Consider the following 14168-nt stretch of genomic DNA (forward strand, 5'->3'; position numbering starts at 1 on the left):
CTTCAGAACCACAGGTGCGTCGGCACTTCGTCCGCCCAGTCGCGGGGGCGGAGGAAGTCGCTGTAGAGCTTCGCCTCGGGCGAGCCTGCCTCCGGCTGCCAGTCGTAGCGCCAGCGCGCCACCGGCGGCATCGACATCAGGATGGACTCGGTGCGCCCGCCCGACTGCAGCCCGAACAGCGTGCCGCGGTCGAAGACCAGGTTGAACTCGACGTAACGTCCGCGCCGGTATTCCTGGAAGTCGCGCTCGCGTTCGCCGTAGGCCAGGCCGTGCCGACGATCGACGATCGGCTCGTAGGCGGGCAGGAACGCGTCGCCGACGGATTGGACCATGCCGAACGCCTTTTCGACGCCGCCCTCGGCGAAATCGTCGAAGAAGATGCCGCCGACGCCGCGCGGCTCGTTGCGATGCTTCAGGTGGAAGTACTCGTCGCACCACTGCTTGAAGCGCGGATAAAGCGCGTCGCCGTGCGGCTCCAGCGCCGCGCGGCAGGTGCGATGGAAGTGCTGCGCGTCGCGCTCGAAACCGTAGTACGGCGTCAGGTCCATGCCGCCGCCGAACCAGATGACCGGTTCGCGGTCGGGCGGCAGCGCCGCGAACATGCGCACGTTCATGTGGACCGTCGGCACGAACGGGTTGTGGGGGTGCAGCACCAGCGACACGCCCATCGCCTCGAACGGCGCGCCGGCGAGCTCGGGCCGATGCGCCGTCGCCGACGGCGGCAGCACGCGGCCGCGCACATGCGAGAAGTTGACGCCGCCGCGTTCGAACACGGCGCCGTTCTCGATCAGGCGCACCAGGCCGTCGCCTTCGAGGCGGCCGCCGGGCTCGCGCTGCCAGGCGTCGGTGATGAAGTCCTGACCGTCCAGACGCTCCAGCGTCGTGACGATCCGCTGCTGCAGACCGAGCAGGTAATCGCGCACCAATTGCGTATTCATCGGGGATCTCCGTCCTTGGCGGCTTCGGGGTGGAATGCGGGTGGGCGGCCGGGGGGGACGCCGGTCGGGGGTCAGTCTTCAACCGGATCGCTCCGGCGTTCCCGGGGTGCTTGCCCTGGCGGCCGCCCAGCACCTCGGCGAACAGCGCGAAGTCCTGCGCCGGATCGCCGCTGACCTCGACGAAGTCGGTGAACAGCACGCGCTTCGTCGCGAAGTCGAACGAGGCCAGCCCGACCGGCACGCCGGCCTGGACGGCGACGTGGTACGCGCCGGACTTCCAGTGATCGACATAGCCGCGCGTGCCCTCGGGCGCCACGATCAGCCAGAAGGAGTCGTCGCGCGCCTTGGCCTCGAGCATCTGCTGGACCGTGTCGGCGACCATGCCGTTGGCCGAGCGCCGGTTCACCGGCACGCCGCCGATCGCGCGCATCCAGCGGCCGACGACCGCCGGCTTGAACAGGCTGTCCTTGGCCCAGAACTTCAGCTGGAAGCCCAGGCTCCACTTCGTCAGCACGCCGACCGGGAAGTCCCAGTTCGACGTGTGCGGATAGACCATCACGACCCCCTGCTTCGCCGGCAGGCCGTCGCAGACGATGCGCCAGCCGAAGGCGCCCAGCACGGCGCGCGCCAGCGCGCTGCCGCCGGGCATCGGCGTCAGCGCGCCGGTCCATCGGCGGGGAGCGGAAGGGGCCACGTCAGGTCAGCGCTTGATGGCGCGATGGCCGATGTCCTGGCGGTACTGCTTGCCGTCGAACTGGATCGATTGCGCGGTCTGGTAGGCCAGCTGCTGCGCGTGGCGCACGGCTTCGCCCAGCGCCGTCACGCACAGCACGCGGCCGCCGCTGGTCACCAGCTGGCCGTCGTCCTGCATCGTGGTGCCGGCGTGGAAGACCATGGCCTCCTCGCCGTCCTCCGGAAGACCGGAGATCGCGTCGCCCTTGCGCGGCGACAGCGGATAACCGCTCGCGGCCATCACGACGCCCAGCGCGGCGCCGGCGGTCCCACTGCAGCTCGACCTGGTCGAGCGTGCCGTCGGTCGCGTGCATCAGCACCTCGAACAGGTCGCTCTTGAGCCGCATCATGATCGGCTGCGTCTCGGGGTCGCCCATGCGGGTGTTGAACTCGACGGTGCGCGGCTGGCCGTGCGCGTCGATCATCAGCCCGGCGTACAGGAAGCCGGTGAACGGGGCGCCGTCGCGGGCCATGCCCTGGATCGTCGGCATGATGATCTCGTGCATCGCCTTGGCGTGGACGTTGGGCGTCACGACCGGCGCGGGCGAGTACGCCCCCATGCCGCCGGTGTTCGGGCCCTGGTCGCCGTCGAGCAGGCGCTTATGGTCCTGGCTGGTGGCCAGCGGCAGGACGTTGCGGCCGTCGCACAGCACGATGAAGCTGGCTTCCTCGCCTTCGAGGAACTGCTCGATGACGACGCGCGCGCCGCCTTCGTTGTGCACGACACCGAGCTTGTTGTCCGCGAGGATCCAGTCGATCGCCTCATGCGCCTCGGCCAGCGTCATCGCGACGACCACGCCCTTGCCCGCCGCCAGGCCGTCGGCCTTGATGACGATCGGGGCACCCTGCGCGTCGACATAGGCATGCGCCTGGGTCGCGTCGCTGAAGGTCTCGTACGCGGCGGTCGGGATGCCGTGGCGCTTCATGAACTCCTTGGCGAAGGCCTTGGAGCTCTCCAGCTGCGCGGCGGCCTTGGTCGGGCCGAAGATGCGCAGGCCGCGGGCGCGGAACTCGTCGACGACGCCGGCGGCCAGGAAGGCTTCCGGGCCGACGACCGTCAGCGCGATCTTCTGCTCGATGGCGAAGTCGGCCAGCGCCTTCACGTCGGTGATCGGGACGTTCTTCAGCAGCGGGTCGCGCGCGGTGCCGCCGTTGCCGGGGGCCACGAAGACCTGGGTGACACGCTCGCCCTGCGCCAGCCGCCAGGCCAGCGCGTGTTCACGGCCACCATTGCCAAGGACCAGGACCTTCATTCGGACAGGCTCGCGTTGTTGTAGACGTCCTGGACGTCGTCCAGGTCCTCGATCACATCCAGCAGCTTCTGCATGCGGGCGGCATCTTCGCCGGTCAGCTCGATGGTGTTCTCGGCGCGCATCGTGACTTCGGCGATCTCCGGCTTCAGGCCGGCGGCCTCGAGCGCGTTCTTGACGGCTTCGTAGTCGGCGGGCGCGGTCAGCACCTCGATGGCGCCGTCGTCGTCGGTCAGGACGTCCTCGGCGCCGGCTTCCAGCGCGACTTCCATGACCTTGTCCTCCGACGTGCCCGGCGCGAACACCAGCTGGCCGCAGTGCTTGAACTGGAAGGCCACCGAGCCTTCGGTGCCCAGGTTGCCGCCGTACTTGCTGAACGCGTGGCGGACTTCGGCCACGGTGCGGACGCGGTTGTCGGTCATGCAGTCCACGATGATCGCGGCGCCGCCGATGCCGTAGCCCTCGTAGCGGATTTCCTCGTAGGTCACGCCGTCGAGATTGCCGGTGGCCTTGTCGACGTTGCGCTTGATGTTGTCGGCCGGCATGTTGGCGGCCTTGGCCTTCTCGATGGCCAGGCGCAGGCGGGGATTCATCGCCACGTCGGCACCGCCGGCGCGGGCCGAGACGATGATTTCACGCGTCAGACGGGTCCAGACCTTGCCGCGCTTCTCGTCCTGGCGGCCCTTGCGGTGCTGGATGTTCGCCCATTTGGAATGCCCTGCCATGTCCTCGTTCTCCTGTGACGCGGCCTGGAACAAATTCTCCGGGCCGGCGCGGTGGTTGCTTCGTTAGACTGCGATTTTAGCTTTTTTGCCTCTGGAGACTTCCGCATGGCCGACCCGATCCTGCTGGCCCGCCACGGCGACATCGAGTGCCAGTTGTTGCCCGCGCTGGCCAACCGCCACGGTCTCATCACCGGCGCGACCGGCACCGGCAAGACGATCAGTCTGCAGAAACTGGCCGAATCGTTCAGCCAACTGGGCGTTCCGGTCTTCATGGCGGACGTCAAGGGCGACCTGACCGGCATCTCGCAGGCCGGCGCGCCGTCGGCCAAGCTGCTGGCGGTGCTGAAGGAACGCGGCTTCGAACCGCCGGCGCCCATCGCCTGCCCGACGACGCTGTGGGACGTGTTCGGTGAACAGGGCCATCCGGTGCGCGCGACGGTCTCCGACATGGGACCGCTGCTGCTGTCGCGGATGCTGGGGCTCAACGAGACCCAGGGCGGCGTGCTCCAGATGGTGTTCAAGATCGCCGACGACCACGGCCTGGCGCTGCTGGACCTGAAGGACCTGCGCGCGATGCTGCAGCACGTGGGCGACAACGCCAGCGAGTTCACGACCCAGTACGGCAACGTCTCCGCGGCCAGCGTGGGCGCGATCCAGCGCGGGCTGCTGCAGATCGAGGCGCAGGGCGGCGACAAGTTCTTCGGCGAGCCGATGCTCGATATCCACGACTTCATGCAGACGTCGGATGGACTCGGGGTCATCAACATCCTGGCGGCCGACAAGCTGATGGCCGCGCCGCGGCTGTACGCGACCTTCCTGCTGTGGATGTTGTCGGAGCTGTTCGAGGCGCTGCCCGAGGTCGGCGACCTGGACAAGCCCAAGCTGGTGTTCTTCTTCGACGAGGCCCACCTGCTGTTCAAGGACGCGCCGGCGGCGCTGGTGGAGCGCATCGAGCTGGTGGTCCGGCTGGTGCGCTCGAAGGGCGTCGGCGTCTACTTCGTGACGCAGAACCCACTGGACATCCCCGACACGGTGCTGGGCCAGCTGGGCAACCGGGTGCAGCACGCGCTGCGCGCGTTCACGCCGCGCGACCAGAAGGCGGTCAAGGCGGCGGCGGACACGATGCGTCCGAAGCCGGGGCTGGACATCGCGACGGCGATCACCGAGCTGGGCGTCGGCGAGGCGCTGATCAGCCTGCTCGACGAGAAGGGCCGGCCCGCCATCACCGAGCGGGTGTTCGTGCTCCCGCCGGGCAGCCAGATCGGACCGATCACGCCGGAGCAGCGCAAGGCACTGATCGCCGGGTCGCTGGTCGCCGGCGTCTACGAGAAGCACGTCGACCGCGAGTCGGCGTATGAAAAGCTGACCGGCCGGGCCGCCACGTCCGCCGACGCGGCGCCGCAGCCGTCGCAGGCCGGCTCGCCGCGCGGTGGCGCCGGGGCCGGGTCGATGGCCGACGAGGCGGACCAGGCCTTGCGCCACGCGCCGACCACGGGCCGCGGCGGGTCGCCCGCCCCCGCACCCGCGCAGGACGACGGCGGCGGCCTGCTCGGCGGGCTGAAGGACGTGCTGTTCGGCAGCACCGGCCCGCGCGGCGGGCGTCACGAGGGGCTGGCGGAGACGGCGGCCAAGTCGGCGCTGCGCAGCATCGGTTCGTCGGTGGGTCGGGAGATCGTCCGGGGCGTGCTGGGCAGCCTGCTGGGCGGCGGGTCGACCAAGCGTCGACGCTGAGATCCCCGCTCCAGCGGTAGACCGCCCACCTGCCTCGAGCGGGGCGTAGGCCGCCGAGGTATGGGGCCCCCGCGGCCAGCGCGGAAACCCCACACCTCATCGTCCCCGACCACTGTCGCACTTCCCCGGATCTGCGACCGAGGACTTCGGGTGGCGACGTACGGAGGTCGTTCGCGCCGGTTTTCGGCGCTTCGTCGCCAGACGCTGGGCAAGGGAGCACCGTTTCGGGACAGTCGCGTCCATCGACAACGCCTGTTCCACCGGAGCCCGCCATGCACCCCACCCCGCTTCAGATCCTGTCCCACATCCCCGGCTTCGTCTGGGCGATCCTCGGGGTGATCCTGTACTTCGGCCTCAAGCAGAGCACCGCCACCGCGGTGCGCGCCAAGCGCCTGATCGTGCTGCCGGCGCTGTGGCTGGTGTTCGGCGCCTGGGGCGTGGAAAAGAGCTTCGGCCTGGACGGCCTGCCGGGCCTGGCCTGGCTGGGCGGCATCGTCGTCGGCGTGCTGGCGCTGCGCGCCCTGCGCTGGCCCGGCAACGTGCGCTACGACGCCACCAGCCGCCGCTTCCTCGTCCCCGGCAGCTGGGTGCCGATGGGGCTGATGCTGGGCATCTTCGTCCTGAAGTTCGCCTCCGGCATGAGCCTGGCGCTGCACCCCGACTACGCCCACAACACCGCCTATGCGATCGGGTTCAGCGCCGCCTTCGGCCTGTTCAGCGGCGCCTTCCTGGGCCGGGCGATCAACATCCTGGGCCACCGTCCCCAGACGTCGGACGCGGTCGCTGCCTGACTGCCGGCCTGAGTTCCGACCCTCGCCGCGATCGCCGACACTCCGACCCCATGAGCACCCTGCCCCTCTCCCCGCCCGTGCGCTGGATCGTCCGGCACGTGCTCATCGTGCTGACACTGACCCTGGTCATCTCCCTGGCGCTGACCATCGTGTTCAGCCAGCCCTTCGGCCCGACGCTGATCTACTGCTTCTTCATCTCGCTGTTCTGCGCCGCCAGCATCAACCTGCTGCGCTACGGCCTGGGCTGGATCCGCTGGCGGCTGCTGGACCGCCTCGGCCGCGCGCCGGCCGAGCCCTTCGACTGGCCGGGCTGGCCGCTGATGGTGCTGTGCCTGCTGCTGGGCACCGGCGTGGGCTACAGCTTGGGCGTGGAGGTCGGCAACATGGTGACCGGCCTGCAGGAGAAGAGTCTGCTCTCCAGCCCCTTGCGTCGCGTGCTGAGCGTGATGGTGATCGCGCTGATCCCCGGCTTCGGCGCGACGCTGTTCTTCCTGTCCCGCCATCGCATCGCCGCCGCCGAGGCACGCGCCGAGACGCTGCGCCGCCAGGCCGCCGAGACGCAGCTGCGGCTGCTCGAATCGCAGCTCGAGCCGCACATGCTGTTCAACACGCTGGCCAACCTGCGCGTGTTGATCGGGATGGACGCGGACCGGGCGCAGGCGATGCTGGACCACCTGATCGCCTTCCTGCGCGCGACGCTGTCGGCCTCCCGCGCCGAACGCCATCCGTTGAAGGACGAGTTCGCCCGCCTGGCCGACTACCTGGCGCTGATGCAGGTCCGGATGGGGTCGCGGCTGCGCTTCGAGTTCGACCTGCCCGAGGCCCTGCGCGAGGTGCCGGTGCCGCCGCTGCTGCTGCAGCCGCTGGTGGAGAACGCCATCAAGCACGGCCTGGAACCGCACGTCGGCGGCGGCACGCTGCGGGTGCGGGCGGCCGAGGTCGAGGGTCAGTTGTTGCTCGACGTCGAGGACGACGGCGCGGGCTTCGACGCCGCGGCGGCGCGGTCGCCGGAGGGCGGCTTCGGCACGGTGCAGGTGCGCGACCGGCTGGCCGTCGCCTGCGGGCCGCAGGCGCGGCTGGAGCTGTCGCGGCTGGACCTGTCCCGCCCGGCGGGCGGCGGCACGCGGGCGAGGATCCGCATGCCGCTGCCCTCGCCTACGCCCGCATCCGGGGCTGCATCCGGGTCCGCCTCGGAATCGGCGTCCAGGCCCAGCCCCTGCGTCACGCGCTGAATCGATCCGTCCCTTCTGGAGGAAAACATCCATGCCCACCGCCCTGATCGCCGAAGACGAGGAACTGCTGGCCGCGCACCTGCGGCAGGAATTGAAGGCGCTCTGGCCCGAGCTGGAGGTCGTCGCGATGGCCACGCACGGCGAGGAGGCCGTGACGCTGGCGCTGCGACACCGGCCGGAGGTCTGCTTCTTCGACATCCGCATGCCCGGCATGACCGGCCTGGAGGCGGCGGCGCAGCTCGCCGACGATTGGGACGACGAAGGACCCGGCGGCGCGGCGTTTCCGCTGCTGGTGTTCGTGACCGCCTACGACCAGTTCGCGCTTCAGGCGTTCGATCGCGCGGCGGTGGACTACGTCCTCAAGCCCGTGCAGCGCGAGCGGCTGGGGCAGACGGTCTCGCGATTGAAAGCGGCGCTCGCGCAGCGGCAACAGCCGCCCGCGGCGCTGGAGTCGGCCATCGAGCAACTGCGTGGGCTGCTGGGCGTCGGGGCGCCCTCGACGGCGGGCGGGGCGACGGCCTCCGCGCCGTCCGGCGCGCCTGCCGCGGCCGGGAGCGTGGCAGCGACGCTGCGCCACCTGCAGGTCGGTGTCGGCGAATCCATCGTGCTGGTGCCGGTCGACGACGTCGTCTACCTGGAGGCCGCGGACAAGTACGTCCGCGTGCTCACCGCCGATCAGGAATACCTGGTGCGGATCTCCCTGCGCGAGCTGCTCCCGCAGCTCGACGCGAACCGCTTCTGGCAGGTGCACCGCGGGCACATCGTGCACGTGGACGCCATCGAGCGCGTCCTCCGCGACGACACCGGCAAGCTCACCCTCCGGCTGCGCCGCCGGCCCGAGAAGCTGGCGGTGAGCCGGATGTACGGGCACCTGTTCCGGGCGATGTGAGACGCCGGACGGCGCTGACCCGTCCCCGGTGCGCGCCAGTCACTGGCCCGATGAGCGCTGAGGTCAGAGGACGAAGGTCGCTCCGGACGCCAGGTGGATCGTCAGGTCCGTGCCGTGGTTCGCCGTGACGAGGGTCCGCGAGTCGAAGCGGGTGGAGATGTCGTCCCCGGGATAGGGATAGGTCTGGCCCTTCCCGTCCTTGTCGATGCCATCGACACGCACCTCGACGTCCGCCCCCAGCAGGCGATCCATCGTCGCGTGCGGCGAATGCAATGCCAGTTCCGGCGTGGCGGGCAGCGGCCGGCCCCGGCGACTTGTCATCCATGTCCGGGATGGCATCGGACGTGGCGTCGGCCTTCCGATCCGGTGGGGATCGGGCGCCGACTCCGGCTTCGGCTCCGGCGTGGGATCGGGCTTCGGCCTGGGCAGCCGTTCCGGCCTCGGCTCCGGCGTCGGCTTTGGCATGGGCGGCGTCGGCCCCGATCCCCCGGCCAGGACTGTCGCGGAGCCCGCGGTCAACGCGGCACCCACCAGCCCGGCCACCAGGGCGGGAACGGCCTTGTCGATCGCGCCATCGGCGTTGCAGGCGGACCCTGACGCAGCCTCGCGATCGGCCTGTTCAGGCGCGTCGCCGGCGACTGGAGCGACGCGCTCCGGTTCCGTGCCTGCCGACGCCTCGGCTTCGGGCTCGTCGGAAGGCGCTGGGGCGGACGCGGACTCAGCCGGCTGGTCGACGACGCGGCGCTGGGGCGGATCCGGTGTTTGAAAGCGCAAGGAAGACGTCGGGGTCGCAGTTCTGGAAGCTCGCATCGGCGTGTGTTCAGGTTGTCGCATGAAGAACCTGGCAGTCTCAAAGAGATGCTGATCCGCCTCCATGACCCTCACCGCCCGTCGCCGGATACGCCGCCCGCTCATCGAAGGGTGTCACCGGCTTCGATGCGGCATCCGCCCCAGGCGAACGCCGGCAGCGACGCCGCTGATCGAACATCTGCCCATTGAGAGTGAGCGCGTCGGCCCCCACGTAGAATCCACGGCCTTCCTTGAGACTTCATCCACCGATGTCCAGCCACGACAAGACCGCCGGCGCTCCCGCGCCCGACAAGACGGACGCCGCCGTCAAGCCCAGCAACTTCCTGCGCGCCATCATCGAGCGCGACCTGGAACAGGGCTTCCAGCCGGCGCGCCACTTCGGCGGCAGCCCGGGCGACGCGGCGCATCACGCCGCCGGTCCGCTGGACCCGGCCAGGATCCGCACCCGCTTCCCGCCCGAGCCCAACGGCTACCTGCACATCGGCCACGCCAAGTCGATCTGCCTGAACTTCGGCCTCGCGCGCGACTACGGCGGCATCTGCCACCTGCGCTTCGACGACACCAACCCGGAGAAGGAAGAGCAGGAGTACGTCGACGCGATCAAGGAGATGGTCGCCTGGCTGGGCTGGCGCTGGGACGCCGCGGACGCCGGCGGCCACGAGACCAGCCACCTGTTCTACGCCAGCAACTACTTCGACCTGATGTACCGGGGCGCGGAGTACCTGGTGTCGCAAGGCCTGGCCTACGTGGACGAGCAGTCCCCCGAGGACATGCGCGCCAACCGCGGCGACTTCGGCACCCCGGGCAAGAACAGCCCCTTCCGTGACCGGACGCCCGAGCAACACCTGACCCGCCTGCGCGAGATGCGCGACGGCAAGCACCCCGACGGCTCGATGGTGCTGCGCGCCAAGATCGACATGGCGTCGCCCAACATCAACCTGCGCGATCCGGCGCTGTACCGCATCCGCCGCGCGACGCACCACAACACCGGCGACCAGTGGTGCATCTACCCGATGTACACCTACGCGCATCCGATCGAGGACGCGCTGGAGTGCATCACGCACAGCGTCTGCACGCTGGAGTTCGAAGACCAGCGCCCGTTCTACGACTGGCTGGTCGAGCACCTGGCCGAAGGCGGCCTGCTCGCCCGCCCGCTGCCGCACCAGTATGAATTCGGCCGGCTGAACCTGACCTACGTCGTCACCAGCAAGCGCAAGCTGCGCCAGCTGGTCGAAGAAGGCCACGTCGACGGCTGGGACGATCCGCGCATGCCCACGCTGGTCGGCATGCGCCGGCGCGGCTACACGCCCGAAGCGATCCGCGCGATGGTGGAGAGCACCGGCGCGTCCAAGACGAACGCCTGGATCGAGTACTCGGTGCTGGACGGCTACCTGCGCGCCGACCTCGAGGGCAAGGCCGCCCGCGCGATGGCGGTGCTGGATCCGGTCAAGCTCAAGCTCGAGAACTACGCGGAGATCTTCGGCTCGACCGATCACCGCGAGCCGTGCTCAGCCCCCGCCCATCCGCATGTGCCGGAACTCGGCACGCGCGCCTTCAGCCTCGGCCCCGAGCTCTGGATCGAGCGCGAGGACTTCATGGAGGTCCCGTCCAAGGGCTACCACCGCCTGTTCCCCGGCAACAAGGCGCGGCTGAAGTACGGCTACGTCATCGAGTGCACCGGCTGCGAGAAGGATGCCGACGGCACCATCACCGCGGTGCTCGCGAAGCTGGTGCCGGACACGAAGAGCGGCACGCCCGGTGCGGACGCGGTCAAGGTCAAGGGCGTGATCACCTGGGTCGGCGCGCATGAAGGCATCGCCACCGAGCTGCGCCTGTACGACCGCCTGTTCACCGAGGCCCAGCCGGACGCCGGCGACCGCAACTTCCTGGAGTTGCTGAACCCGGACGCCAAGCGCGTGACGCGCGGCTACCTGGAGCCCTCGCTGAAGGACGCCGCCCCGGACACCAAGGTCCAGTTCGAGCGGCACGGCTACTTCGTCGCCGATCGCGTCGACCATCGGGCCGACGCGCCGGTGTTCAACAAGATCACCGGGCTGCGGGACAGCTTCGGGAAGTAAAGGCGGCGCGCCGCGCCGCTCAGACCACCGGGTAGGCAGGGACGGCGAGCGTGTCCATCACGCCCGCCGTCACGCCACCCGCCGCCACATACGCGAGCTCCGCCGCCTTCTCGACGGCGTGCTCATGCTCGGCCGGTCGGCTCAGGGCCGGCTCCCCCTTGGACCGGCGGAACATGTCGGGCGTTTCCTTGACGAGGATCGGCGGCAGGGCCACCTCATTCACGTCGACGGCATCGACGCCCTTCGTCGAATGCTGCGCGCGCACCCAGGCGCCCAGCTGGCTCAGCGCCGAGGCGAAGGTTTCCAACGCCTGCTCCAGACGGGGAGCGCCCGCGGCGAAGCCATCCTGGCAGGCGCCGGATCGAAAGTCCAGGCCCGTGTAGGGACCGAAGTCCCAGGTGGTCGGCGTGTACGTCGACCCAGGCTCGTACCTGTTGAACCCGCATCCATGGGAGAACAGGACGGGCATGACCGGCGTGACCGGCGTGACCGGCGTGACCGGCATGAGCGGCATGAGCGGCATGAGCGGCATGAGCGGCACGAATGGGACGGGCGGTCCAAAGAAGAAGTTGTTGAACATGGCGATGCTCCATGCAGTGGGACAAGCCGCCAGTGTCCGGAGCGTTCCAGCGATGCGCCATCGCGCGAGCATGCCGCGCCCCGAGGGGCGGCTCCCATCGACGGGTCAGCCGATGCCCTGTCCGGGCCGCGGACGTTCGCGCGGACACACGACCTGTCCGGGTCTGTCCACCCAGCGTCCGCCGACTGTCCGCGGACACTGACGCGCGCCGGGTGCCGATCGACAACCTGTTGATTCCAAACGGGAATCCACGGGTCCGCCGTGTGGCACGCCCCTTGCGAACAAGTGCGGCATCGATCACACGGACCACCCTCGGACACCTTCATGATTCGCGACACCTCCGGACAGGACGTTCCCCTCGCCCGCCCCCAGGGACGCCGCCGCCTGTGGCTGGCGCTGGCCGGCGCGGGGCTGCTGATCGCCGCGGTCGCCGCCGCGCCCGCCGTGCAGCGGATGATGGGCAGCGGCAACTCGGTCAGCCTGCAGCGCCTGTCCGTCGCCCCCGTCGAGATCGGCCCGCTCGTGCGCGACGTGGCCGGCGAAGGCAAGGTCGTCGCCGCGATGAGCCCCACCGTCTACGCGCTGCACGGCGGCAACCTGGTGCTCAAGGTCAAGGCCGGCGACAAGGTCGCCAAGGACCAGTTGCTGGGCGTCATCGACAGCCCGGACCTGCGCGCCAAGCTCGCCCAGGAGCAGAGCAACGCCGACGCGCTGCGCACCGAGGCGCTGCGTGCCGAGGTCGACGGCCGCGAGCAGCGCGCCGCCCTGCGCTCCACGTATGAGAACGCCGCGATCGACCTGCAGACGGCCCGCAACGACCTCGACCGCCAGACCAAGGCCTACGAGGCCGGCGCCGTCGCCGGCATGCAGGTCGAGAAGGCCCGCGACGCGATGGAGAAGGCCCGCATCACCGCCGCCCACGCGCAGGCCGGCCTCGGTCTGAAGGACGACAGCCTGAAGTTCGAGCTCCAGTCCAAGCAGCAGGCGCTGCAGCGTCAGCAACTGCTGGTCAAGGACCTGGAACGCCAGGTCGCGGAACTCGAGCTGCACTCGCCGGTCGACGGCCAGGTCGGCCAGCTGCTGGTGGCCGAACGCGCCAACGTCGCCGCCGGCACGGGCCTGCTGTCCGTCGTCGACCTGAGCGCGCTGGAAGTGCAGATGCAGGTGCCCGAGAGCTTCGCCCGCGACCTCGCCATCGGCATGCCCGGCGAGATCTCCGGCAACGGCCGGCAGTGGAAGGGCCTGGTCAGCACGGTGTCGCCGGAGGTCGTCAACAACGAGGTCGCCGCGCGCCTGCGCTTCGACGGCGCCACGCCCGACCAGCTCCGCCAGAACCAACGCCTGTCGGTGCGCGTGCTGCTGGACCGCCGCGACAAGGTGCTCACCGTCGCACGCGGCAGCTTCGTCGAGGACGGCGGCGGCCGCTTCGTCTACGTCGTGCAGGACGGCCAGGCGGTCAAGCGCCCGATCCGCCTGGGCGCGCAGAGCCTGTCCAAGGTCGAGATCCTGGAAGGCCTCAAGCCCGGCGAGCAGGTCATCGTCTCCGGCACCCAGGCCTTCGAGGGCGCCGAGCGCGTGACGCTCAGCCCGTGATTCCCGAGGCATCGCCGCCCCGATCCCACGCCCCCTTTTCAACGATTTCCACCCATCACCGCCCGCGAGGAACCTCATGCTGAAGATGCAATCGCTCTCCAAGGTCTACCGCACCGAAATGATCGAGACCTACGCCCTGCGCGAGTTCAACCTGGACGTGCGCGAAGGCGAGTTCGTCGCGGTGACCGGGCCGTCGGGCTCGGGCAAGACGACCTTCCTGACCATCGCAGGCCTGCTGGAAGCGTTCACCGGCGGCCGCTACCAGCTCGACGGTATCGACGTCAGCGGCATGGACGACACGCAGCGCTCGCGCATGCGCAACGAGAAGATCGGCTTCATCTTCCAGGCCTTCAACCTGATCCCCGACCTCAACGTGCTGGACAACATCGAGGTCCCGCTGCGCTACCGCGGCATGAAGGCCGCCGAGCGCCAGCAGCGCGCCCGCGACGCGCTGGCCCGCGTGGGGCTGTCCGCGCGCGAGCGCCACTACCCCGCCGAGCTGTCCGGCGGCCAGCAGCAGCGCGTGGCCATCGCCCGCGCGCTGGCCGGCTCGCCGCGCCTGCTGCTGGCCGACGAGCCGACCGGCAACCTCGACAGCGCGATGGCGCGCAGCGTGATGGACCTGCTCGAGGAACTGCATCGCGACGGCGCCACCATCGTCATGGTCACGCACGATCCGCAGCTCGCCGCGCGCGCGCAGCGCAACGTGCATGTGATCGACGGCCAGGTCGTCGACATCGCCGCCGAGCTCCACATGGACCCCGAGCTGCTGCGCGCCGCCAAGCCCGTCACCCCGACCACGCCGACCTCGGCCTGAGC

11 protein-coding genes and 2 pseudogenes are annotated in these 14168 nt (G+C 70.0%); 7 read left to right on the forward strand and 6 right to left on the reverse strand.

The window, feature by feature from the left end:
* Positions 1-2: 2 nt before the first annotated feature.
* The 4 genes and pseudogenes from hemF to ACFJIX_RS30345 all read right to left on the reverse strand — a co-directional run bounded on the left by hemF (position 3) and on the right by ACFJIX_RS30345 (position 3645).
* A complete protein-coding gene (gene hemF / locus ACFJIX_RS30330; protein WP_377156646.1) occupies positions 3-938 on the reverse strand; it encodes an oxygen-dependent coproporphyrinogen oxidase in 936 nt (311 codons plus the stop codon).
* 292 nt (positions 939-1230) lie between these two features.
* Positions 1231-1587, reverse strand: a pseudogene (locus ACFJIX_RS30335) (1-acyl-sn-glycerol-3-phosphate acyltransferase); the annotation flags it as partial.
* A 51-nt stretch (positions 1588-1638) separates the two neighbouring features.
* Positions 1639-2923 (reverse strand): annotated as a pseudogene (gene purD / locus ACFJIX_RS30340) (phosphoribosylamine--glycine ligase).
* Complete coding sequence (locus ACFJIX_RS30345) at positions 2920-3645, reverse strand: YebC/PmpR family DNA-binding transcriptional regulator (RefSeq protein ID WP_377156647.1); 726 nt, start codon at positions 3643-3645, stop codon at positions 2920-2922. Before ACFJIX_RS30345 ends, purD begins: the two are co-directional and overlap by 4 nt.
* Before the next feature lie 105 nt (positions 3646-3750).
* Here ACFJIX_RS30345 and ACFJIX_RS30350 point away from each other — a divergent pair, with 105 nt between their 5' ends.
* The 4 genes from ACFJIX_RS30350 (at position 3751) to ACFJIX_RS30365 (ending at position 8288) form a co-directional block, all read left to right on the forward strand.
* Entirely contained in the window at positions 3751-5376 is a 1626-nt protein-coding gene (locus ACFJIX_RS30350) for a helicase HerA-like C-terminal domain-containing protein (RefSeq protein ID WP_377156648.1), read from the forward strand.
* Between the two features lie 272 nt (positions 5377-5648).
* Positions 5649-6167, forward strand: a complete 519-nt coding sequence (locus ACFJIX_RS30355) for a DUF6622 family protein (RefSeq protein WP_377156650.1) — start codon at positions 5649-5651, stop codon at positions 6165-6167.
* 50 nt (positions 6168-6217) lie between these two features.
* A complete protein-coding gene (locus tag ACFJIX_RS30360) occupies positions 6218-7399 on the forward strand; it encodes a sensor histidine kinase (protein WP_377156651.1) in 1182 nt (393 codons plus the stop codon).
* 31 nt (positions 7400-7430) lie between these two features.
* On the forward strand, positions 7431-8288 hold the full coding sequence (locus ACFJIX_RS30365; RefSeq protein ID WP_377156652.1) for a LytR/AlgR family response regulator transcription factor: 858 nt from the start codon (positions 7431-7433) through the stop codon (positions 8286-8288).
* A 63-nt stretch (positions 8289-8351) separates the two neighbouring features.
* Here ACFJIX_RS30365 and ACFJIX_RS30370 read toward each other — a convergent pair whose 3' ends face one another.
* A complete protein-coding gene (locus ACFJIX_RS30370; protein ID WP_377156653.1) occupies positions 8352-8609 on the reverse strand; it encodes a hypothetical protein in 258 nt (85 codons plus the stop codon).
* Positions 8610-9346: 737 nt separating this feature from the next.
* Here ACFJIX_RS30370 and ACFJIX_RS30375 point away from each other — a divergent pair.
* A complete protein-coding gene (locus ACFJIX_RS30375; protein WP_377156655.1) occupies positions 9347-11176 on the forward strand; it encodes a glutamine--tRNA ligase/YqeY domain fusion protein in 1830 nt (609 codons plus the stop codon).
* 19 nt (positions 11177-11195) lie between these two features.
* Here the strand turns inward: ACFJIX_RS30375 and ACFJIX_RS30380 are convergent, their stop codons facing one another.
* A complete protein-coding gene (locus ACFJIX_RS30380; protein WP_377156656.1) occupies positions 11196-11756 on the reverse strand; it encodes a hypothetical protein in 561 nt (186 codons plus the stop codon).
* A gap of 324 nt (positions 11757-12080) precedes the next feature.
* On the opposite strand from ACFJIX_RS30380, the gene ACFJIX_RS30385 reads away from it, so the two are divergent.
* Together ACFJIX_RS30385 and ACFJIX_RS30390 are read left to right on the forward strand one after the other, a co-directional pair.
* Positions 12081-13349 carry an efflux RND transporter periplasmic adaptor subunit gene (locus tag ACFJIX_RS30385; RefSeq protein ID WP_377156657.1) on the forward strand — a complete coding sequence of 423 codons (1269 nt, stop codon included), beginning with the start codon at positions 12081-12083 and terminating at the stop codon, positions 13347-13349.
* A gap of 76 nt (positions 13350-13425) precedes the next feature.
* Positions 13426-14166, forward strand: a complete 741-nt coding sequence (locus tag ACFJIX_RS30390) for an ABC transporter ATP-binding protein (RefSeq protein WP_377156658.1) — start codon at positions 13426-13428, stop codon at positions 14164-14166.
* Positions 14167-14168: the final 2 nt, after the last annotated feature.

It is taken from the genome of Roseateles sp. UC29_93 (assembly GCF_042695725.1).
GTDB classification, from domain to species: Bacteria; Pseudomonadota; Gammaproteobacteria; order Burkholderiales; family Burkholderiaceae_C; genus Roseateles; species Roseateles noduli_A.